Raw genomic sequence first — 21,919 nt, 5'->3', positions numbered from 1 at the left:
GAATGAACACGCTCGCCGATCTCCAGGCCCGCCTCCCCGACCTGATGCTGCGCGACCAGCGCAGGCTGCGCCGCCGTCTCGACGGCATGCGCCGGGTCCGCGACCGCGCCGCCCGCCAGTCCGTCGTCCAGGAGATCGCGGGGGACGTGGAGGCCGCGGAACGCCGCGTGGCCGCGCGCCGCGCGGCCCTCCCCGCCCTCAGCTACCCTCCCGAGCTGCCGGTCAGCCGGCACAAGGACGACCTCCTGGAGGCCATCAGGGACCACCAGGTCGTCATCGTGGCCGGCGAGACCGGCTCGGGGAAGACCACCCAGATCCCCAAGATCTGCCTGGAGCTCGGCCGCGGGGTCCACGGGGTCATCGGCCACACCCAGCCGCGCCGCATCGCGGCCCGCACGGTCGCCGAGCGCATCGCCGAGGAGTTGTCGATCGAGCTGGGAGAGGCGGTCGGCTACAAGGTCCGCTTCACCGACCACTCCAGCGACGGGACGCTGGTCAAGCTGATGACCGACGGCATCCTGCTCGCCGAGATGCAGACCGACCCGCTCCTGCTGCAGTACGACACGCTGATCATCGACGAGGCGCACGAGCGCAGCCTCAACATCGACTTCATCCTCGGCTATCTCAAGCAGCTCCTCCCCAAACGGCCCGACCTCAAGGTGGTCATCACCTCCGCGACCATCGACCCCGAGCGGTTCGCCCGGCACTTCGCCGCCCCGGGCGGGGAGCCGGCGCCCGTGATCGAGGTGTCCGGGCGCACCTATCCCGTGGAGGTGCGCTACCGCCCGGTCGACGAGGACGACGACCAGACCCAGGCCATCGTCGACGCCGTGGACGAGCTGTGCGCCGAGGGGCCGGGCGACATCCTGGTCTTCCTCAGCGGCGAGCGGGAGATCCGCGACACCGCCGACGCGCTCAAGGGCCGCCCCGAGGAGGTCCTCCCGCTGTACGCGCGGCTGTCGGCCGCCGAGCAGCACCGGGTCTTCCAGCCGCACCGGGGCCGGCGGATCGTGCTGGCCACCAACGTCGCCGAGACCTCGCTGACCGTTCCCGGCATCAAGTACGTGGTCGATCCGGGCACGGCGCGCATCTCCCGCTACAGCCACCGGCTGAAGGTCCAGCGGCTGCCGATCGAGCCGATCTCCCAGGCGTCGGCCAACCAGCGCAAGGGCCGCTGCGGCCGTACGTCGGACGGCGTGTGCATCCGGCTCTACTCGGAGGAGGACTTCCTCTCCCGGCCGGAGTTCACCGACCCGGAGATCCTCCGTACGAACCTGGCGAGCGTCATCCTGCAGATGACCTCGCTGGGCCTGGGGGACATCGCGGCGTTCCCGTTCGTGGAGCCGCCGGACAGCCGCCAGGTCAGGGATGGCGTCAACCTGCTGCTGGAGCTCGGGGCCCTCGCGGACAAGGGCGCGGGCCGGGAGGCCGGGAAGGGCACGCAGCTCACGCCGCTCGGGCGCAAGCTGGCCCAGCTCCCGGTCGACCCCCGCCTCGCCCGGATGGTGCTGGAGGCCGACAAGAACGGCTGCGCCCGCGAGGTGATGATCATCGCGGCCGCGCTGTCCATCCAGGACCCGCGCGAGCGGCCGGCCGACAAGCAGCAGGCGGCCGACGAGAAGCACCGCCGCTTCGCCGACAAGGAATCGGACTTCCAGACCTACCTCAACCTCTGGAACCACCTCCGGGACAGGCAGAAGGAGCTGTCGTCGAGCGCGTTCCGGCGGCTGTGCAAGGCGGAGTATCTCAACTACCTGCGCGTGCGCGAGTGGCAGGACATCGACAGCCAGCTCCGCCAGGTGGCCAGGACGCTGAACATCGTGCCCAACAGCGTGCCCGCCGACCCCCAGCGGATCCACCAGTCGCTGCTGGCCGGTCTGCTGTCGCACATCGGGGTCAAGGACGTCGTCGAGAAGCGCAGGCAGGAGGGCCGCAGGCCGATCACGGAGTACATCGGCGCCCGCAACGCCCGCTTCGCGATCTTCCCCGGCTCGGCCCTGGCCAAGGCGCAGCCGCAGTGGGTGATGTCGGCCGAGCTGGTGGAGACCTCCCGGCTGTGGGCCCGGGTCAACGCCAAGATCGAGCCCGGCTGGATCGAGCCCCTCGCGCAGCACCTGGTGAAACGCACCTACAGCGAGCCGCACTGGGAGAAGGACCAGGCCGCCGTCGTCGCGCTGGAGAAGGTCACGCTGTACGGCGTGCCGATCGTGACCGAGCGGAAGGTCAACTACGGCCGCATCGACCCTGAGCTGAGCCGGGAGCTGTTCATCCGGCACGCGCTGGTCGACGGCGACTGGCGCACCCACCACAAGTTCTTCCACGAGAACCGCAAGCTGCTCGAGGAGGTCGAGCGGCTGGAGGAGAAGGCCCGCCGCCGCGACATCCTCGTGGACGACGAGACGCTGTTCGACTTCTACGACCAGCGGATCCCGGCCGACGTGGTCTCGGGCAGGCACTTCGACAGCTGGTGGAAGAAGGCGTCGCACGAGACGCCCGACCTGCTGACGTTCTCGCCGGAGATGCTGGTCAACGACAGCGCCGGGGTCAGCGCCAGGGACTACCCGGACGCCTGGCGGCAGAACGGCCAGCGGATGCGGCTGACCTACCGCTTCGAGCCCGGCGCGGTGGAGACGGGCGAGGCGGACGGCGTGACCGTCCACATCCCGCTGGCCGTGCTCAACCAGGTCGACCCGACCGGCTTCGACTGGCAGATCCCCGGCCTGCGTGAGGATCTCGTCACCGCGCTCATCCGGTCGCTGCCGAAGAACCTGCGCCGCAACTTCGTGCCCGCCCCCAACTACGCCAAGGCCGTCCTGGAACGCGTACGGCCCGGGGGCGAGCCGCTCCTGGAAGCGCTGGAGCGCGAGCTGCGGGCGCTGACCGGGGTGGAGGTGCCGCGCGACGCGTGGGCCCTCGACCAGCTCCCCGCGCACCTGCGGATCACCTACCGGGTGATCGACGACCGCAAGCGCACGGTGGACGAGGACAAGGACCTGGAGGCGCTCAAGCGGCGGCTCGCGCCGAAGCTGCGCGCCACGCTGTCGAAGGCCGCCGACGACCTCGAACGCGACGGCCTGCACGCGTGGACGATCGGCACGCTGCCGAAGGTGTTCGAGCAGGGCAGGCTGCGGGCCTACCCGGCCCTGGTGGACGAGGGCACGAGCGTCGCGGTCCGGATGTTCGAGACCGAGCGCGAGCGGGACAGGGCCATGTGGGCGGGCACCAGGAGGCTGCTGCTGCTCAACGTCGTCAACCCGGCCAAGGCCATCCTGCGGACCCTGACCACCGCGCAGAAGCTCGCCCTCAGCCGCAGCCCGCACGGCGGGGCAGCCGCCCTGTTCGACGACTGCACGGCGTGCGCCGCCGACACGCTGATGGCGCAGGCGGGCGGGCCCGCCTGGGACGAGGCCGGGTTCGAGCGGCTGCGCGACCACGTGCGCGCCTCGCTGTTCGAGACGACCGAGGAGGTCGTCTCGCGGGTGGAGCGCGTCCTGGCGGCCTGGCACGCCGCGCAGAACCGGCTCGCCGCGCTGGGCGGCGGGGTGGCCGATCTCAGGGCCGACATCGCCGACCAGCTCGACGGGCTGGTGCACGACGGCTTCGTCACCGAGACGGGCTACGACCGGCTGCCGGACGTGCACCGCTACCTGCGGGCGGTCGAGCGCCGGCTCGACAAGCTCCCCGACGACCCCCGCCGCGACCGCGAGTGGATGCACCGCGTGCACGACGTCGAGGACGAGTACCGCGACCTGCTCGACCGGCTGAAGCCGGCCGAGCGGGACGGCAGGGCCGTACGGGACATCCGGTGGATGATCGAGGAGCTGCGGGTGAGCTTCTTCGCCCAGCAGCTCGGCACCCCCACCCCGGTCTCGGAGAAGCGCATCCGCAAGGCCATGCAGCAGGTCGAGGAGGCGGCCCGGACGTCGTAGCCGGCGGCAGGGCCTTCGGCGGCAGGGTCGTCAGAGGCCCAGCTCAGCGGCCGAGCGCGGCGCCGATCAGCGCGCGGGGGTCGGCCGCCCCGGCGAGCACGCCCGACGGGAGCAGGTCGATCAGGTGGGCGTGGCCGAAGTTGGAGCCCCACTCCACCGTTTCGGTGGTGTGCCCGCGCTCGCGCAGGCCGTCCGCCCACGGCGCGCCCTCCTCCACCTCGACCACGGGGGCGGACCGCCAGGTGTCGAAGCCGGTGCCGCTGCCGAGCGCCCAGCGCGGCGCGCCGATCGCCTCGCCGGGCGTCTGGCCGTGCGCGAGCAGGCGGGTGACCAGCTGCAGCAGGATCTGCGGCTGCGCGTCGCCGCCCATCGTGCCGAGGACCGTGCGCAGCGTCCCGTCCGGCCGGGTGACCAGCGCCGGGCACAGCGTGTGGGGCGGACGGCGGCCCGGGCCGTACTCCGCGGGATGGCCGGGCGTGAGCGAGAAGCCGATGCCGCGGTTGTGCAGGTTGATCCCGGTGCTGGGCTCGAAGAGCAGGCTGCCGAAGCCCGACGCGTTCGACTGGATGAGCGAGACGCCCATGCCGTCCCCGTCGACGACGCACAGGTAGGTCGTGTCGCCCGGCCCGGCGGGGGCGTCGGGCACGGGGGAGCGCCGCTCGGGGTCGACCAGCGCGCGGCGGGCGGCGGCCGTGCCGAGCGGCGCGACGGCGGCCTCGTGGAGGACGTCGAGCCGGTCGTGCCCGGCCGCCCTTGCCGACTCCACCAGCAGGTGGGCCCAGCGCGGGTCGGCCGGGTCGGCGGGCGGGTCCAGCTCGGCGAGGATCTCCAGTGCCAGCAGGAGCAGGTAGCCCTGGGAGTTCGGCGGGACGGTCCACACCCGGTGCCCGAACACCTCGACGCTCAGCGGCTCCACCCAGTCGGCGTTCGGCCGGGCCAGGTCCTCCTCGGTGTATTCGCCGCCGCCCAGCTCCAGCAGCCCCTTGCCGAACTCGCCCTGGTAGAACGCCGCCCGGCCGCCCTCGCCGAGCGCGGTGAGGGCCCTGGCGACGCCGGGCCTGCGGATCACGTCCCCGGCGCGGCGGGCGGCAGCGAAGTCCCCGGCTCCGGGCAGCGAGCCGATGAACCCTCCGCCGGGGGCCAGCAGCGGCGAGGCGGGGAAACCCTCGGCCGCGAGGCGGATCGCGGGGGCCAGCAGGTCGGCGAGCGGCAGGCGGGCGTACCGCTCGTGCAGCGCCAGCCACCCGTCCGCGCAGCCGGGCACCGGGACGGAGCGGATGTCGTACAGGTGGGGCATCCGGTCGAGGCCCTCCGCCCGCAGTCGCTCGGGATCGGCGCCCGATCCCGCCCGCCCCGAGGCGTTCAGCGCGGCCACGGTTCCGTCATGGACGAGGGCGAACAGGTCGCCGCCGAGACCGCACATGTGCGGGGCGGTGACCGCCAGCACGGCGTTGGCGGCGATGGCCGCGTCCACCGCGTTGCCGCCCCTGTCGAGCATGGCGACGCCCGCCGCCGAGGCCAGATGGTCGACGGTGCACACCATACCGTTCAGGGCATGCCGAGTCTCGCTCATGTTCGGCGATGGTACGGCACACCATAGAGTGGCTGCCGTAACAGGATGAAAAGGAGAGGCGGTCATGGTCCGGGCGCTCGTGTTCGACGTGGGGGAGACGCTCATCGACGAGACCCGGATCTGGTCCCGGTGGGCCGACCGGCTGGGCGTGCCGCGCCTGACCTTCATGGGTGTGCTCGGCGGCATGGCCGCGCTCGACCGGAGCCACCGGGAGGCGTTCGAGCTGCTCAGGCCGGGCATCGACCTCGACGCCGAGATGGAGGCGTGGCGGCGCGAGGACCCGGACGGGCTGCGCGAGAACTTCGACGCCGACGACCTCTACCCGGACGTGCGGCCCGCCTTCGCGGCCCTGCGAGAGGCCGGTTACGACCTGGTCGTCGCGGGAAACCAGCCGCCCCAGGCGTACGACGCGCTGGTCGCGATGGACCTGCCGGTCGACGGGATCCACACCTCGGCCGGATGGGGGGTGGAGAAGCCCGACCCGGCCTTCTTCGCCAAGGTCGCGGCCGTGTGCGGCCATGAGCCCGGGCAGATCCTCTACGTCGGCGACCGCCTCGACAACGACGTCCTGCCCGCCGCGCGCGCCGGGATGCGGACCGCCCTGCTGCGCCGGGGGCCCTGGGGCTACCTGCACTCCGAGCGCCCGGACGCCGCCCACGCCGACCTGGTCGTCGACACCATCACCGACCTCGTCCACCTGGCCCCCGCCCTCGGCTGACCTGCCCGGCGGCGTGCTCGCCGCCCAGCTGGGCCGGCACCTCCCCCGGCCGAAAGGCAATGGCGTCGCGGTCACCGCACGGCAGTACGGCGAGGCCTATCGCCTCACTGAGCCTGAGGCCACCCGGTAGGCCAGGGATAAACAGTGAGCTTGCCGACCCGCGTCGCCGTCAGGGACTGGTGGTAGAAGGTTACGTGTTTGCCGGCGGCATCGGAGCTCCTCCCCTGCGCGAAGCACTTCAAGGAGAGCGGACCAGGGGTGTCGAGGACGACGGTCCTGGTGTAGGCCATGGCTCCCTCCTGTCCTTCGCCCACCGCGACCCGATTCCAAGGCGTGACCTTCCCCGCGGAGGTCTCGACGCCGCACTCCGCGTCGAACGCGAATGGATCTTCTCCTTGAGTTTGCTGCTTGATCTGCAGGTCTACATGAAGGACGTAGGAGCCTGCGGGCACCTCCTTGATCAATGCCACCGTCTCCGGCGTGGCCGGCTCCTGGATCGTGTGGCGGAGGCCTGCCTTGCCGATGGCCTGGTAGGTCTCACCGGCTCCCGGACCAGGCGGTCCCGCCGGTCCCGCGGGTCCTGCCGGTCCCTGCGGCCCGACGGCGTTCCAGGACAGGGTCTGCTCCCCATCAGCACACGTGGCAGACGAGGACGGCGTGCTGCCGGGGCAGGTTGACGGCCGGGGCGTTCGACGGGGAAGCGCTCTTGGGCAGGCGCAGGACACTGTCCTCGCCGGCACAGGCGACGATCTCCCCGCTCTCCGATGCCGCGGTCGCCACCGCGAGCCCTCCGCTACCGACCAGCAACCCGGCCACCACCCCCGCCGTCAGCCACGCACCGCGTTTCGCTCTGCCGTCCATGCGCCCATCCCCTCCTTGAGCAAGGACAACTGCGTCCTGCTTCTTTCGTCGGATCCACGGGCGTCCTGACGCCCGCTGGTGATCCTGTCCGCAGTGGCTTGCGACGTGCTTGTGAGATCTTGCGCCGGGGTGCCGGGACCTTGAGGGGCCGGACGTGCTCGGCCGGGCCGTCGCGGCCCGGAGCGAGGGGCGCGACGAGGTCCTGCTGGCGCGGACCAGGTTCGCGCTCGGCTACATGCTCCCCTGAGAGATCCGGCCGTACGCGCCGAACCCGTGGGCCTTCGGGCACAGTGGCTCGGGCGGGGCGCTCGCCTTCCGCCGACCCCGATGCGGGCGTAGCCCTCGCCTACACTCCGAGCCGCCTCGTCGTCAGCGCGGCCGGCCCGAACCCGAGGTGGAAGCCCATGGTCGCGGCGCCGTACGCGTGCCTGTGACGGTCCGCCGGGGGACGGACGGCGCCGCGACGTGGGGGCGCTCAGCTCTGTTCCTGCTTCTTCCGCCGGACGGCGGCGACGAGCTCGTCCTTGCTCATGCCCGACGCGCCCTCGACGCCCAGTTGCCTGGCCTGGTGCAACAGCTCGTCCTTCGTCCGCGAGCGTGGCTTGATCGGAGCGGCCAGCACCTCGGCCTTCCGCTTGCTGAAGGCCTTGCCGAGCTGCACCCGCTCCTCGAAGGGGACGGCCTTCTCCAGGACCGGGAGGATGTCGTTCTCCTCCTCCTCGACGTGGTGCGTCACCGCGTCGATCAGCTCGTGCAGCAGCGTGTCGAACTCGGGGCTCTCCGGGGCGGTCTCCAGGAGCCGGGAGATCATCTCCTCGGCCTCGTGGTGCTCCTCCGCGCCGTGGTGGACCTCCTCCTTCTCCTCGGGCTGCCGCTTGGCGAGCACGGGATAGACCTCGTCCTCCTCGCCCTCGCTGTGGGCGATGAACTTCGCCGCCAGCTCCGCGAGCAGGGCCGGGCGGTTCTCCGGCATCTTCCGGAGCCGCTCGAACAGCGACTCCACGTCGCGGTGATCTTCCTTGATCAGGCTGATGACGTCGGTTGCCATGGGTCTCCTCCTGTGCGTGGACGCGCTCGCACTACCCGGAGCCACCCGGCTCACACCAGTCCCGGCCCGTGCCGAGCTCTCTCCGTGCCGGCTGGTGCGGGTCGCGGTTCCGCTGATGACGCGGGTCGTCCGGCTCAAGGGGGGCGACCGTGGTCACCACGTAGCGACCCGGCTGCCGATCCGGGGTCAGAGCAGGCGCGGGTTCACCGCGTAGGCGAGCGCCCGCCGCCCGGCGTCGCTCAGGTGCAGGTGATCGCCGGAGTCGTACGCGACGGCCAGCTGCTCGGGGAACTCGGGATCGCGTACGGCCCGGTCGAAGTCGAGGACGCCGTCGAACGCCTTGCTCGTGCGGATCCACTCGTTGAGCCGCTGCCTGATCTCCTCGCGCTCCGGCGTCCAGGTGCCGAAACCGTAGAACGGGGTGAGCGTGGCGCCCAGCACCTTGACCTTGCGGGCGTGCGCCTCGCGGATCAGCCGCTTGTACCCGTACACGATCGGCTTGATCGAGGTGTACGCGCCCCGGGAGATGTCGTTGATCCCCTCGTAGACCACCACCGTGCGCACGCCCGGCTGGGACAGCGCGTCGCGGTAGAACCGGCTGAGGCCGCTCGGGCCGACGTTGGGGTTCAGCAGCCGGTTCCCGGCGATGCCGGCGTTGAGCACCCCCATCCGCCGCGACGGCGACTCGTGGGCCAGCCGCTGCCGCAGGTAGTCGGTCCAGCGGCGGTTGGCGTCGACGGCCTGGCCCGCGCCGTCCGTGATCGAGTCGCCGAACGCGACCACGGAGCCGATCGTGGCCGCGCCCGCCTCGACCGCGACGCGGTCGAGGAAGTACCACTGCGTGCTGGTGTAGGTGAAGCCTTCGCCGTTCTCCTCCGCCGCGTGGTCCCCCGGGTCCGACAGGTACGTGGTGGTGTAGGCGCGTTCGTGCCCGGTCACGCCCCTGACCGTGCCGGGCAGGTGGAGGCTGACGACCAGGGCGGAGCCGCCGGCGATCCGGCCCGGGATCGGGTCGCTCCAGACGGCCTGGCCCGGCGGCACCCGCACCGAGGTGCGCGCGCCGAAGGTCACCGGCCGGTTGGTGCCCGCGAGGATCTCGGCGCCGTAGGCCTGGACGCCCACGTGCACGTTCTCGAACGTCACCGGCGCCTCTCCGAAGACGTTGGACAGGCGCAGGCGCGTGCCGGTGCCGCCGATGCTGGCGCGCACGACCATCCGCACGGTCTGCCCGCCGAGGGCCGCCGTGACCCGGTCGGTCGAGGTGGTCCACGAGCCGACCAGACGCCGCCGTACGGGCGCCTCGCCGCCGGGCTTCGGCGCGGCCGTGCGCTGCCCCGCCGAGGCGGCCGCGGGGCTCTGGGTGGCGGAGGACGTGGGGTGCAGCCGGACGGTCGCGGTGCTCGCGGCCGTGAGGGACTCCGCGTGGACCGGCGCCGTGGGCAGCGCGGCGGTCGCGCCGCCGGCGGCGAGGGCGAGAGCGGCCATGGTCAACCGGTGAGCCGGCCGTGCCATCCGGGTCCTCCATCTGGGTGTGGCTGCCTGGTGCGGGTCGGTGGCGGCGGCGCTTCCGATCGCTTCGCCGAGATCGTTGATCGACAAGCGCCCGCGTCGCCATACATTACGGCTGTTTGCCGAACACTGGGTGAGAACTTGACCGTCACGCGTAATAGTCGATCTCATTCTGGTTGAATCCCGACTGTAGCCTTGACCCTTCTCCGAGCCGTCCGACGTCGACCGCACGTCTTGGAGGACCTGACGGATGCTCCCGTCCACGCGTGACGACGACGTCCCGGGCGGCCGGCCGCCCGCTCGCCGGCGTGGTTCGCTGGCCGCGCCCGCCCTTGCGGGCGTGGCGGCGGCCGTGGCGAGCGCGCTCGGCACGTCCCTCGACATCTGGACCCTGCCGATGCCCGCCCGCGTGGCGATCACCGTGGTGGCGGCGGCGCTCGTCGGCGCCCTGACCTGGGCCACGCTCGCGCCCCAGTCGGCGGTGTCCGGCCCGCGGACGGCGAGAGGGACGCCGCCGCCCGCCGAGCTGCCGCCGGTCATCGCGCACTTCACCGGCCGGCGGGAGGTGCTCGCGGAGCTGCACGAGCAGTTCGCCGTGCGGGATCGGGACGCCCCGCTGGTCGTGTCGCTCTACGGGCGGGCCGGCGTCGGCAAGTCGGCGCTGGCCACGCGGTTCGCCCACGAGGTCATCGGCGAGTTCCCCGACGGCCAGCTCTACTTCGATCTGCGGGGCGCGGACGGCGCGGTGCGGCCGGAGGAGGTGCTCGCCGCGTTCCTGCGGGCCCTCGGGGTCCGGCTGACCACCGACCCCGGTGGCCTCGCCGAGCTGCAGAAGCTCTGGTGGACGTGGACCAAGGACCTGCGCGTCCTGATATTCCTCGACAACGCGCAGAGCGGTGAGCAGGTCAGGGTCCTGGTCCCGCCGGAGCCGGGCTGCGCCGTGATCGTCACCTCCCGGCAGCCGCTGTTCCTGCGCAACCGCTACGACCGGCAGCTCGCCGTCTTCACCGAGGCGCAGGGGGTCGAACTGCTCGCCCGGCTCGCCGGAGACGAGCGCGTCGCCGCCGATCTCGACTCCGCCCTCGCGATCGTACGGCTGTGCGATCGGCTGCCGCTCGCCATCAGCATCTGCGGCGGACGCCTGGCGACCAGGGATCGGTGGTCCCTGCGGGAACTGGCCGACCGGCTCGCCGACGAGCGGCGCAGGCTCGGCCAGCTGGAGGTCGGCACGCAGATCGACCGCAGCGTGCGGGCCTCGCTGCAGCTCAGCTACGACGACTGCACCGGCATCCAGCGCCGGTTGCTGCGCCTGCTCGGCCTGCTGCCCGCGCCCGACGTGCAGGCGTGGGTGGCGGGCGACCTGCTGAGCGCGTCGGAGCTCGACGGCGCCGACCAGCTGGAGGCGCTGGTGGACGCGCAGCTCGCCGAGTCCTCCGGCCGCGACGCCACCGGGCGGATGCGCTACCGCCTGCACGACCTGGTCCGGCTGTTCGCCCGCGAGGTCGCCGTACGGGAGGAGCCCGAGGAGCGCCGCCGCGCCGCCATCGAGCGGGTCCTGTACGGCTACCGCCGCCGGGCCGAGAGCGCCGCCACCGAGCGCTGGCCGCAGGACTGGCGGCGGCGCGGCGTACGCTCCGGCGGCGGTGAGAACGGCGAGAGTGGCGAGATCTCCTCGGCCGCCTGGTTCACCGCCGAGCGGGTCGCCCTGCTCTCCGCCGTCCACATGGCCAGGTCGCAGGAGCTGTGGGACCTCGCCTGGGCGACCGGGCGCGCCTTCTGCTCGCTGTGCCACTCGCTGCGCGCGTACTGGTCCGACTGGCGGGAGGTCGCCGACCTCGTCTGCGAGGCCGCCGAGCGCACCGGCGACCCCAGAGCGGTGGGGATCGCGCTGATGGAACGGGCGGCGGTCGTGGGCGGCAGCGGACGATCCGCCGCGGCGAGGGCGGACGCGGAGCGGGCGCTGGAGCTCTTCACCGGCCTGGGGGAGTCGTGGTGGGCGGCGCGGGCCATGCGGACGGTCGGGATGACGCTGTTCGGCGAGGGCAACCTCGACCGCGGGCAGGGCTACCTCACCGGCGCGATCACCGCGTTCAGGGCCGAGGACGACCGCTGGTGGCAGGCGCGCACCCAGCGCAACCTGGCGGAGCTGCGCCTGGCCCAGGGCAGGCTCGCCGAGGCGAGGCGGCTCCTGGAGGACTCTCTCGCGGTCTTCGAGAGCGGGGGCAACCGCTATTCGGAGGCCCAGACGCAGCGGGTGCTCGGGGAGGTGCTGGCCGCCGAGGCGCGCGAGCTGCTCGGGGACGGGGACGCCTCGGCGGCCGAGCGCAGGTTCGTCCTGGCGGGCAACGCCCTCCGCTTCGCCATCCGGGCGTTCCACGAGCGCGGGGAGGAGTGGGAGGAGGCCCGCTGCCTGCGCGCCGCCGGCGAGATCGGCGATCCGCACAACGGCCTGCGCGAGTACGCCGGGGTGCGCCTGGCGAAGGAGACGCTCGAGAAGCTGGGGGACTCCTGGGGGGTGGCCAGGACCCGGTCCTCGGAGGGCGCGGCGCTGGCCAGGCTGGGGCGCGCGGACGAGGCGGTCGCCGCGCTGCGCGAGGCCGTACGGGAGTTCGCGGAGCTGGGCGACCGCTGGTGGCAGGCCCGCGGTCTGCGCACACTCGGCGAGGTGCTGCTGGAGGCGGGCCGCAGGGACGAGGCGCACGAGCCCGTCGCCGAGGCCCTGGAGATCTACCGCAGCCTCGGCAACGAGGCCGGTGTCTCGCGGGCGCAGGCCCTGCTGGACCGTGTCACCCGGTCCTGACGCGGACGACGCGATATCACGCGACTCGCGCCACGGAAGGGACCTTGAGGCATGTAGCGGGATTGATGCGACAGCGGGTGCAGAACTTCACTCTGTACTCATTCTTCCGTCATAGAGGGACGGATAGGCTCGGCATGATGAATGCATACGAGCGTTGGATCGTTCTGGAAGGCGCGGCGAACGTACGGGACCTCGGCGGTCTCCCCACCGCCGACGGCGGGACCACGGTGCCGGGCCGGATCCTGCGGGCCGACAACCTGCAGGGCCTCACCGAGGGTGACACGGCGCTGCTCGTGGGCGACCTCAAGCTGCGGCACGTGGTCGACCTGCGGTCGGAGACCGAGGTGCGCCTGGAGGGGCCCGGCCCGCTGACCCTCCTGCCGGAGGTCGCCATCCACCACCACAGCCTGTTCGCGGAAGGCGGGCGCCTCACCGACGTCGAGGCCGACACCATCGACGACAGGGCCCTGCCGTGGCAGGACGAGCGGGACGAGGAGGACCTGGCCGAACTCCGCGTGACCGGCTACTACTACGGCTACCTGCGCGACCGGCCCGACTCGGTGGTGGCCGCCCTGCGGGTGCTCTCCCGCGACGACGGCATGGCCGTGGTCCACTGCGCGGCCGGCAAGGACCGCACCGGAGTCGTCTGCGCCCTGGCGCTGGCCGTCGCGGGCGCCACCCGGGAGGCGATCATCGCCGACTACGTCGCGACGGGGGAGCGGCTGGAGGGGATCCTGGCGCGGCTGCGCGCCAGCCACACCTACCGCGCGGATCTCGACTCGAAGCCGGCCGACAGCCACCTGCCGCGGCCCGAGTACATGGACCAGTTCCTGTCGACGCTGGACGACCGGTTCGGCGGCCCCCTCGGCTGGCTGCACGCCCACGGCTGGACCGACGCCGACACCGAGGCCCTGCACGGCCGACTCCGCGACTGACGTCGACTCCGCGACTGACGCCGACTCCGCGACTGACGCCGACGAGCGCCTCCCGGTGGTTGCGACCCGACCGGCGGCGGGCCGGCGTCCGCCCGCCCGCCGCCGGGGGACAGTGACCGAAGCCGCCCCGCGGGCTCGCCGCCCCGGACGCCTCCGGCGTCGCGGCGGGGACGCCCGGCCTCCGGTGCCCGGTGCCTACTCCTCCCGCTCGGGGAGGGTCACCACCTGGCCGCGGGCGGCGGAGAGGACGGCGGCCTCAAGGACCGCGATGGTCTCGGCGGCGCCGTCCGGCTCGACCGGGGGCGGGGCGCCGTCCCGCAGGCAGGCCACAACGCCCTCGTAGAACCGCTGGTATGCCCCGGGCTCGGTGGGGACCGGGCGGGCGTCGCCCTCGACCCCGAGCGTGCCCCAGCGCTCGGAGGGCTCGGCACCCCAGCCGGGCCCCTCGCCGGGGCTCCTGCCCGGGCCGAAGTCGGCGGCGTCCGGGCGCTCGCCCGCGCGCAGACGCTCCTCCTGCGGATCCAGCCCCCACTTGACGTACGACGCGCGGGAGCCGAGCACCCGGAACCGCGGGCCGAGGTTCGCGGCCACGGCGCTCATCCACAGGTGCGAGCGGGTCCCGCTCCGGTGGGTCAGCGCGACGAACGCGTCGTCGTCGTTGCGCACCCCGGCCCGCCTGACGTCGGTCTCCGCGTACACGTGGGAGACCGGGCCGAACAACCGCAGGGCCTGGTCCACCAGGTGGCTGCCGAGGTCGTAGAGGGTGCCGCCGATCTCCTCCGGGCCGCCGGACTCGCGCCAGCCGCCCTTGGGCGCCGGCCGCCACCGCTCGAACCGCGACTCGAACCGGTGGACCTCGCCCAGCTCCGGCAGCAGCCGGCGCAGCGTGAGGAAGTCGCCGTCCCAGCGCCTGTTCTGGAAGACCGTCAGCATCAGCCCGCGGTCGCGCGCGAGCCGTACGAGGTCGCGGGCCTCCGCGGCGGCGCCGGCCAGCGGCTTGTCGACGACCACGGGAAGCCCGGCCTTGATCGCCTCGGTCGCCAGGGGCACGTGGGTGCGGTTGGGCGTCGCGATCACCACGAGATCGCAGCGGTCCCACAGGTCGTCGGCGGCGGGGACGACGTCCGCGCCGGGGTAGCCGGCGCGGACGCGCTCGGCCCTGGCGGGGTCGCGCGTGACGACGGCGGCGAGGCGCAGTCCCGGCGTGGCGGCGATCAGCGGCGCGTGGAAGAAGGATCCGGCCGGACCGAAACCGGCCAATCCGACGCGGATTCCGGGGAGATTCGAGGGCGGCATGAGGGGCGGGGCATCCTTTGATCGGGTCGGGGCGCGGCGGTTCCACGGCGCTCAGGTGTCGCGGTCGTCCCGTTCGGCGAGGAACGCCTCGAACTGGGCGGCGAGCTCGTCACCCGTGGGCATCTGCGCCTCCTCGGCCAGCAGGCTCTCCCGTTCGGCGCCCGACTGGAACGCGTCGTACTGCTGCTCCAGGCCGCGGATCGCGCCGGCCAGCTCCTCGGACGCCGCGATCTGCTCCTCGATCTCGGCGTTGGTCTTGTCGGCCGCGTCCCTGAGGGTGTCCATGGGGAACACCAGCCCGGTGCTCCGGGTGACGGCCTCCAGCGCCGTCACCGCGGCCTGCGGGTATTCGGCCTGGGCGAGGTAGTGGGGCACGTGGATCGCGTAGCCGAGCGCGTCATGGCCCTTCGCCCCGAGCCGGAACTCGATGTGCGCGGCGAGGCTCCCCGGCACGCGGACCTTGCCGAAGGGGCTGGTCTGCCCCTGGACGAGGTCGGGGCGCGTCGCGTGGGCCGTCATGCCGAGCGGCCGGGTGTGCGGCACGCCCATCGGGATGCCGTGGACGGTCACCAGCCTGCCGATGTTGAGCCGGGTCACCAGCATGCCGACGGCCTCGGTGAACAGCTCCCACTCCCGGTCGGGCTCCGGGCCGCTCATGATGAGGAACGGCGTGCCGGTGACGTCCTTGGTCAGGTAGACGGCCAGCTCGGGGGTGTCGTAGTCGCTCCAGTGATCGGCGTCGAAGGTCATCGCCGGGCGGCGGGACCGGTAGTCGAGCAGCCGGTCCACGTCGAAGGTCGCGATGACCTGGTGCTCCAGTTCGGCGAGGAGGTGCCCCAGGGCCAGCCGTCCGGCGGCGCCGGCGTCGACGAACCCCTCGAAGTGGTAGAGCAGCACCGGATCGGTCAGCTCGGGCAGGTCCCCGTCGAGCCGATAGAGATCCGTGGGGTCGGACACGTGTCCCAGCCTTTCTCACGAAGTCTTTACCTACTGAACCTACGGGACCCCCGGTCGATTCCGTGCTCGATTCCGGGGCGGTCGCGGCGACCTTACCGTTGGACTATGGGGAACACGGAGCCGGACCCTGAGCTGGAGGAGTTCGCCACCAGGCTCTTCGACCTCGCGAGGTCGGGGCGGACCGAGGCGCTGTGCGCGTACGTCGACGCGGGTGTGCCCGTGAACCTGCGCAACCAGAAGGGCGACACGCTGCTCATGCTGGCGGCCTACCACGGGCACGCCGCCACGGTGCGCGCCCTGGGCGAGCGGGGCGCGGACCCGGATCTGGCCAACGACCGCGGGCAGACCCCGCTCGCGGGCGCGGTGTTCAAGAAGGAGCCCGAGGTCGTGCGGGCGTTGCTGGAGCTGGGAGCCGATCGCTACGCCGGGACGCCGTCGGCCGTCGACACCGCCCGCATGTTCGGAGACGCCGAGATCGTCACACTGCTCGAAGGGTGAACCGGCTGAGATCTGATTGACCGCTGTGTCCGTAATTATGGTGAGGGTGGCGCTGATGTTCTGGTAGGCCCATGCTTGTCGGATGGCTACTGCGAAAGCGGATTCCCTCAGCGGGCGCCCCCTCCGCCTTCCCTCGCTCACCTGCCCCTTCCCGAGTGCGGTGAACCCGTACGTCGAAGAGGTGAACCGGGACACGCTGGCCTGGCTGGCCGCCTCCGGCATGATCGCCGACGACGACCAGTTCGAGCGTTTCCGGCTCGCTCGCTACGGATGGCTCGGCGCCCGGACCTACCCGTACGCCTCCCGGGAGCTGTGCCAGCTCGTCACGGACTGGTGCGTGTGGCTGTTCGCGTTCGACGACGCCTACTGCGAGTCGGACCGGCGGGCGGCCGAGATCGCCCGGGCACTGCCCCAGCTCTACAGCGTGGTCGATGACAACGAGGGGGACGAACCGGTCGAGAACGTCTTCGCCCGCGCGCTCCTCGACGTCAAGACCCGGATCAGGGCGCACGGCACCGCCGACCAGCTCGACCGGTGGCGCGCGATGACCAAGGACTACCTGTTCGCCCAGGTCTGGGAGGCCGCCAACCGGGAGGACGACGTCGTCCCCACGATCGACGACTACATCTTCATGCGCCGCAGGACCGGCGCGATGCTCACCGTCTTCGCGCTGATCGACGTGGCCGCGGAGGTCAGCCTCACCATGGACGAGTGGCGCCACCCGGTGGTGCACGAGATGACCGAGCACGCCAACGACGTGGTCGTCTGGGACAACGACCTCATCTCGTACGCCAAGGAGCGGGGTGAGGCGAACATCCGCAACAACCTCGTCAGCGTGCTGGTCGGGCACACCGGCTGCACGGTCCAGGAGGCGATGGACCGGATCGGCGCGATGCGCGACGAGGCGGTGGCCGCGATGGCCGCGCTCACCCCGGCCACCGAGGCGCTCGGCTCGCCCGCCGTCGACGCGTACGTGAAGGGCCTGCAGTACTGGATCAGCGGCAGCGTGGACTACTCGCTGACCAGCTCCCGGTACGTCGGCGCCTGGCAGTGATCACCGGCGGTCGGCGGCCCGGTCAATCCAGGTTTGAACCGGGTCAGTCCAGGCTGAACCCGTTCGGTCCAGGCGTGAACCGGGTCAGTCCAGGTGGAAGTCGTCGAGGTCGTCCAGCGCGTACTCGACGAGGTCGCCCAGGCTGAACCGGGCCCCGGCGGCGTACGCCTCGTCGTAGGCGGCGTCGCCGATCAGCTTCTTGCACTCCTTGACGCACTGCTCGTGCTCTGTCGTGAAGAACGGCGACCCGAACTGGGGCAGCCCGAAGGTCCGCCAGTTGGCCTGGGCCGCCCCGAGGAGGGTCGCCGTCCGTTCCGGCTCGCCGGCCTCGAGGTTCAGCGTCGCGAGGTTGTCCACGCACAGGACGATTCCGAGCACGTCGTGGAAGTGCCGCTTGATGCGCAGCGCCTCCTTGCACGCCACCAATGCCTCGTCGCGCCTGCCGGTCGCCCGGTGGACGAGGGAGGAGGCGTACCAGGCGTAGGAGCGCAGCCACAGCTCGCCGCGCTCCTGGCAGACCTGCAGGCAGTCGACCAGCAGCGTCTCCGCCTCCTCGAACTCGCTCTGCGCGAGCAGGACCATGGACAGCTCGACGATCGCCGGCAGCAGGCCCGGGTTCAGCTCCCGGCCGCCGCGGTGGAACTCGATCGCGACGCCGAGCAGCGCGGTGGCCTTCTTCGCGTCGCCCTGCAGCATCGCCGCGGTGCCCTGCATCTTCGTCGCGAGCAGCACGGCGCCCGAGTCGCCCACGCGGACCGCGTCGGTGCTGCACTGCTCGGCCGCGGCGAGCGCGCCCGCCATGTCGCCCTGGGCGCTGCGGATGTAGGCAAGCACCCACAGGGCCTTGCAGCGTTCCTTGCTGGGCAGGGGGCTGGCCTTGAGCGCCCGCTCCAGGTAGATCACGCCCTCACGGGCGAAGCCGCAGGCGACCCACAGGAACCACAGGGCCGACAGCAGCTCCAGGCCGACGCGCTCCTCGCCCGGGGTCGACAGGCAGTAGTCGAGCGCGACGCGGATGTTGTCGTGCTCCTGGCGCATCCGCGTGTACCAGTGGACCTGGCGCGGGCCCGACCACGAGTGCTCGCTGCGCTCGGCGAGCTGGAGGTAGTAGTCGCGGTGGCGGCGGCGCAGGTCCTGGGTCTCGCCGAGCTTGTCCAGCCACTCGCCGCCGTACTGCCGCAGCGTGTCGATCAGCCGGTACCGCTGGCCGGCCGGGGTGGGGAAGCTCAGCAGGATGGACTTGTCGACCAGGTCGCCGATCACGTCGAGGATGCGGTCGGAGGGCAGGGCGTCGCCGGCGCACACGTGCCGGGCCGCGTCCAGCTCGAAGTCGCCGGCGAACACCGACAGCCGCGCCCACAGCAGCCGCTCGGCCGGTTCGCACAGCTCGTGGCTCCATCCGATCGCCGCGCGCAGCGTCTGGTGCCGCGGCAGCGCCGTACGGCTGGCTCCGGCGAGCAGGCTGAACCGGTCGGCGAGCAGCGCGAGGATCTGCTCGACCGACAGCGTGCGCAGGCGTACGGCGGCCAGTTCGATGGCCAGCGGGATCCCGTCGAGGCGGCGGCACAGCTCGGCGACGGCGGCGATGTTGTCCTCGTCCACCACGAAGTCGGGCACGACGGAGGAGGCCCGCGCGCCGAACAGCTCGACGGCCTCGTTGGTGAACGGGTTCTCCGAGGGGTGGTCGCCGGGCACCGACAGCGGCGGCACGGCGGCGGTGTACTCGCCCGGCGCGTTCAGCGACCGCCGGCTGGTCGCGAGGATGCGCAGGTGCGGCGCCGTGTTGAGCAGTTCCTGCGTGAGCTGGGCGCACGCGTCGACCAGGTGCTCGCAGGTGTCCAGGATGAGCAGGAGCTCCCGGTCGGCCAGCCATTCGGCGAGGGTGTCCGACCCCTCGCGCGGCGACTGGTCGGCGATGCCGAGGGCGGCCGTGATCGTGTGGTAGACCATCGCGGGGTCCTGCAGCCGGGCCAGGTCCACGTACCAGACGCCGTCCCTGAACTGCCGCCGCACCTGATGCGCGAGACGCAGCGCGGTGCGCGACTTGCCGACCCCGCCAATGCCCGTCACGGTGATCAGCCGGTAATCCTGCAGCCTCTGTCTCAGCGACGCGAGCAATCGCGTCCGCCCGACGAAGCTGGTCAGCTCCACGGGCAGGTTGCCCTCTTGCCGCCATCCTGCTGGCGTTGCCATGCCGCCTCACGGGGGGTTCGTCCGGCGTGCTCCCTGCTCCCGCATCGTACCTTTGCGTGTGGTTGGCTGTCCGGTGGTACAGGCGTGACGTTTGCCCCGCGGTGCGGTGGGGTGATCTCCCCTCAAGGGAAGGAGTCCCAGCGCCGCCCGGCCGTCGTCCAGGCTTCCGGGGGCGCACGGCTCCACGTCCGCTTCACCCTGGGCCGAAGGCCGGAGCACCGCGGACGATTCCAGTAACATTGGCCGCGTGAGTGTGCAGCATCCGGATGACATGCGTCCGGTGGACCTCTTCGACGAGGGGCTGCCGGTGCTGCCTGACCAGACGAGCGACGACACCGACCTCGGGTGGGGCGAGTGGCGCTCCGACTCCGACGTCTCCCGCCTCCTGGAGGAACGCCCGCCTCACTGGGACTAGAAGACTGGGACTGGAAGTGGGGCCACTAGGGCCGCACGGCCAGCTCGAACCAGACGGCCTTCCCCCTGCTCGTCGGGCGTACTCCCCAGGAGCGGGACAGGCACTCGACGATGAACAGGCCCCGGCCGCCTTCCTCGTCGTCCCGTGACCTGCCGCGGCCCCGTACCGGAACGCGGGCCTCGTCCTCGACCTCGCATCGCAGGACGCCGTCCCGCAGCAGGAGCGTGAGGACCGGTTCCCCCCGCCCGTGCCGCAGGACGTTGGCGACCAGCTCGCTGACGAGTAGTACCGGCCACCTCGGGCACCTCGCCGTTCGCGCTGTCCGCCCAGTCACGCAGCGCGGCACGGACGAGCCGGCGCGCCCGGCTCGTGGAGGACGCGTCGGCGGGGAGGGTCCAGGAGGACCGGCGCACGTCCGGCATGCCGTCGTCCGCCGCGTCGTCCACGGCCGGGAGCCGCTCCCACGGGAAGGCGTCGCGCGGCCGCCGGGTCAGGGGGATCAGCGTGGCCGTGCCCGCGGACTCACGCGGCCTGTGCATAGCAGGCCCGGTGTGGGAGAAGACTCCGGCCGTCGGGCAGCAGCTCGCCGGTGTCCTCGAACACCACGACACCGTTGCAGAGCAGCCCCCACCCCTGCTCGGGATGGAAGGCCACGAGACGGGCGGCGTCGTGATCGGGCGCGTACGCGGGCGGACACGGCGGGGTGTGCGGGCACATACGTCTCACCTCGATCCTTCAGCAGACGGCGGACAGTTCACGAAGAGCCGGGCGCGGCCGGGCGACCAGGCGCAGCAGGCGCGGCCGAGCCCCCGGCCGGTGATCTCGCCGGTCCACCCATCGTGGCGGTCGGTCAGCATCGCCGCCTCCTTCCGGGTCCCGGACGATGCGCCCGCTGCGCGCTCTCCCGCGCACACTTCTACGATGGCCTTCGGGAGGCCCCGCGTCTGCGCGGGCACCCCCCATCTCAGGGATGTGCCCGCGGCACTCCGAGATGGTGGCTAGCTGCAATGACGCGGAAGCGCTCCGATGCCACTCTTGAGATGTGCCCCTCAGGTGTCTCATCGTCGATGACAGCGATCACTTCAGGCAGGCCGCCCGTCTGTTGCTGGAGACGGACGGCATCGCCGTCGTGGGCGCGGTGTCCAGCACGGCCGAGGCGCTCCGGTGCTTCCGGGAGCGACGGCCGGATCTCGTGCTGGTCGACATCGATCTGGGCGAGGAGAACGGCTTCGACCTGGTCCTGCGGCTCTACGAGGAGGCGGGGGACCGTCCGCCGCGGATCATCCTGATCTCGACGTACGACGAGCAGGACTTCGCCGAGATGATCGCGACCAGCCCGGCCCTCGCCTTCCTTTCCAAGCCACGCCTGTCGGGCAGGGCCATCGACGAGATCCTGCGGGGGGCGGACGCCTAAACCGGCCGGTGAATCGGCCGGGCAGGCCGGGCCGGGCCGGCGTCAGCGGGCGTCGAGGAACGCGAGCACCGCGAGCACGCGGCGGTGGTCGTCTTCCGTCTCCGGCAGCCGCAGCCTCGACATGATGCTGCGCACGTGTTTTTCGACCGTGCCCTCGGTGATCCACAGTTTGTGCGCGATTCCCGCGTTCGAGCGGCCCTCCGCCATGAGGGACAGCACCTCGCGCTCGCGCTGGGTGAGATCCTCCAGCGGATCATGCCTGCGGCGGGCGTTGACCAGCTCGGCCACGAGGCTGGGGTCGACGACCGAGCCGCCGTGGACGATGCGCTGGAGCGTCTCGACGAAGTCGGACACCGCGGTCACCCGGCTCTTGAGCAGGTAGCCGACCCGGTGACCGGCGGCGAGCAACTCCATGGCCTGGTCGACCTCGACGTGCGCGGACAGCAGCAAGATCCCCACCTGGGGGAACTCCGCGCGGATGACCTTGGCCGCCTCTACGCCCTCGGTCGCGTGCCCCGGAGGCATCCGGATGTCGACGATGGCGAGGTCCGGGCGACGTTCCCGCACGAGGGCGAGTAGTTCGGCCGCGTTCCCCGCCTGGCCGACGACCTCGAACCCGGATCGCTCCAGCAGACTGGCCAGCCCCTCGCGCAACAGGACGTCGTCGTCCGCCAGCACCACTCGGGTCGGGGTCTCGTCCACCGCTCTGCCGCCTTCTC

At 72.2% G+C, this 21,919-nt stretch carries 20 protein-coding genes; 8 read left to right on the top strand and 12 right to left on the bottom strand.

From position 1 onward, the window contains the following. Positions 1-2: 2 nt before the first annotated feature. The gene (hrpA, locus tag ABZ857_RS30415) at positions 3-3,929 is read left to right on the top strand and encodes an ATP-dependent RNA helicase HrpA (protein ID WP_357049463.1); all 3,927 of its coding nucleotides are present in this window, start codon (positions 3-5) and stop codon (positions 3,927-3,929) included. 43 nt (positions 3,930-3,972) lie between these two features. Here the strand turns inward: hrpA and ABZ857_RS30410 are convergent, their stop codons facing one another. After that, on the bottom strand, positions 3,973-5,502 hold the full coding sequence (locus ABZ857_RS30410; RefSeq protein ID WP_357049461.1) for a gamma-glutamyltransferase: 1,530 nt from the start codon (positions 5,500-5,502) through the stop codon (positions 3,973-3,975). 64 nt (positions 5,503-5,566) lie between these two features. Between ABZ857_RS30410 and ABZ857_RS30405 the strand changes: the two genes are divergently transcribed. Further along, complete coding sequence (locus ABZ857_RS30405) at positions 5,567-6,220, top strand: HAD family hydrolase (protein WP_357049458.1); 654 nt, start codon at positions 5,567-5,569, stop codon at positions 6,218-6,220. Between the two features lie 104 nt (positions 6,221-6,324). Here the strand turns inward: ABZ857_RS30405 and ABZ857_RS30400 are convergent, their stop codons facing one another. The 4 genes from ABZ857_RS30400 to ABZ857_RS30385 form a co-directional block, all read right to left on the bottom strand. Beyond that, positions 6,325-6,690 carry a hypothetical protein gene (locus ABZ857_RS30400; protein WP_357049455.1) on the bottom strand — a complete coding sequence of 122 codons (366 nt, stop codon included), beginning with the start codon at positions 6,688-6,690 and terminating at the stop codon, positions 6,325-6,327. Positions 6,691-6,850: 160 nt separating this feature from the next. Continuing rightward, positions 6,851-7,081 (bottom strand): hypothetical protein, encoded by a 231-nt coding sequence (locus ABZ857_RS30395; protein WP_357049452.1) that lies wholly within the window; start codon positions 7,079-7,081, stop codon positions 6,851-6,853. A gap of 475 nt (positions 7,082-7,556) precedes the next feature. Then, a complete protein-coding gene (locus tag ABZ857_RS30390; protein ID WP_357049449.1) occupies positions 7,557-8,129 on the bottom strand; it encodes a hemerythrin domain-containing protein in 573 nt (190 codons plus the stop codon). Positions 8,130-8,315: 186 nt separating this feature from the next. Beyond that, a complete protein-coding gene (locus ABZ857_RS30385; protein WP_357049442.1) occupies positions 8,316-9,641 on the bottom strand; it encodes an SGNH/GDSL hydrolase family protein in 1,326 nt (441 codons plus the stop codon). A gap of 247 nt (positions 9,642-9,888) precedes the next feature. Here ABZ857_RS30385 and ABZ857_RS30380 point away from each other — a divergent pair, with 247 nt between their 5' ends. Continuing rightward, entirely contained in the window at positions 9,889-12,438 is a 2,550-nt protein-coding gene (locus ABZ857_RS30380) for a tetratricopeptide repeat protein (RefSeq protein WP_357049439.1), read from the top strand. A 137-nt stretch (positions 12,439-12,575) separates the two neighbouring features. Continuing rightward, positions 12,576-13,373 (top strand): tyrosine-protein phosphatase, encoded by a 798-nt coding sequence (locus tag ABZ857_RS30375; protein WP_357049436.1) that lies wholly within the window; start codon positions 12,576-12,578, stop codon positions 13,371-13,373. Between the two features lie 195 nt (positions 13,374-13,568). Here ABZ857_RS30375 and ABZ857_RS30370 read toward each other — a convergent pair whose 3' ends face one another. Beyond that, a complete protein-coding gene (locus ABZ857_RS30370; RefSeq protein ID WP_357049433.1) occupies positions 13,569-14,669 on the bottom strand; it encodes a Gfo/Idh/MocA family oxidoreductase in 1,101 nt (366 codons plus the stop codon). A 51-nt stretch (positions 14,670-14,720) separates the two neighbouring features. Next, the gene (locus ABZ857_RS30365; RefSeq protein ID WP_357049430.1) at positions 14,721-15,626 is read right to left on the bottom strand and encodes a PAC2 family protein; all 906 of its coding nucleotides are present in this window, start codon (positions 15,624-15,626) and stop codon (positions 14,721-14,723) included. 105 nt (positions 15,627-15,731) lie between these two features. On the opposite strand from ABZ857_RS30365, the gene ABZ857_RS30360 reads away from it, so the two are divergent. Together ABZ857_RS30360 and ABZ857_RS30355 are read left to right on the top strand one after the other, a co-directional pair. Continuing rightward, positions 15,732-16,124, top strand: coding sequence for an ankyrin repeat domain-containing protein (locus tag ABZ857_RS30360; RefSeq protein ID WP_357049427.1), 393 nt, complete (start codon positions 15,732-15,734; stop codon positions 16,122-16,124). Between the two features lie 82 nt (positions 16,125-16,206). After that, positions 16,207-17,178, top strand: a complete 972-nt coding sequence (locus ABZ857_RS30355) for a 4-epi-cubebol synthase (protein WP_357049424.1) — start codon at positions 16,207-16,209, stop codon at positions 17,176-17,178. Positions 17,179-17,262: 84 nt separating this feature from the next. Here the strand turns inward: ABZ857_RS30355 and ABZ857_RS30350 are convergent, their stop codons facing one another. Next, entirely contained in the window at positions 17,263-19,371 is a 2,109-nt protein-coding gene (locus tag ABZ857_RS30350) for an AAA family ATPase (protein WP_357049421.1), read from the bottom strand. Between the two features lie 247 nt (positions 19,372-19,618). On the opposite strand from ABZ857_RS30350, the gene ABZ857_RS30345 reads away from it, so the two are divergent. Continuing rightward, positions 19,619-19,786 carry a hypothetical protein gene (locus ABZ857_RS30345; RefSeq protein WP_357049574.1) on the top strand — a complete coding sequence of 56 codons (168 nt, stop codon included), beginning with the start codon at positions 19,619-19,621 and terminating at the stop codon, positions 19,784-19,786. Between the two features lie 25 nt (positions 19,787-19,811). On the opposite strand, the gene ABZ857_RS30340 is transcribed toward ABZ857_RS30345, so the two are convergent. From ABZ857_RS30340 to ABZ857_RS30330, 3 genes are all read right to left on the bottom strand, one after another. Continuing rightward, on the bottom strand, positions 19,812-20,120 hold the full coding sequence (locus ABZ857_RS30340) for an ATP-binding protein (protein WP_357049418.1): 309 nt from the start codon (positions 20,118-20,120) through the stop codon (positions 19,812-19,814). A 188-nt stretch (positions 20,121-20,308) separates the two neighbouring features. Then, positions 20,309-20,503 carry a DUF5999 family protein gene (locus tag ABZ857_RS30335; RefSeq protein ID WP_079313607.1) on the bottom strand — a complete coding sequence of 65 codons (195 nt, stop codon included), beginning with the start codon at positions 20,501-20,503 and terminating at the stop codon, positions 20,309-20,311. 5 nt (positions 20,504-20,508) lie between these two features. After that, positions 20,509-20,643 (bottom strand): hypothetical protein, encoded by a 135-nt coding sequence (locus ABZ857_RS30330; protein WP_357049415.1) that lies wholly within the window; start codon positions 20,641-20,643, stop codon positions 20,509-20,511. Between the two features lie 185 nt (positions 20,644-20,828). On the opposite strand from ABZ857_RS30330, the gene ABZ857_RS30325 reads away from it, so the two are divergent. Then, positions 20,829-21,200, top strand: coding sequence for a response regulator transcription factor (locus ABZ857_RS30325; RefSeq protein ID WP_357049412.1), 372 nt, complete (start codon positions 20,829-20,831; stop codon positions 21,198-21,200). A gap of 42 nt (positions 21,201-21,242) precedes the next feature. Here the strand turns inward: ABZ857_RS30325 and ABZ857_RS30320 are convergent, their stop codons facing one another. Then, the gene (locus ABZ857_RS30320; RefSeq protein ID WP_357049409.1) at positions 21,243-21,902 is read right to left on the bottom strand and encodes a response regulator transcription factor; all 660 of its coding nucleotides are present in this window, start codon (positions 21,900-21,902) and stop codon (positions 21,243-21,245) included. Positions 21,903-21,919: the final 17 nt, after the last annotated feature.

This window comes from Microbispora sp. NPDC046933 (assembly GCF_040644635.1).
In the GTDB taxonomy this organism is placed as follows: Bacteria; Actinomycetota; Actinomycetes; order Streptosporangiales; family Streptosporangiaceae; genus Microbispora.
This window is presented reverse-complemented; position numbering and strand designations above follow the sequence as displayed.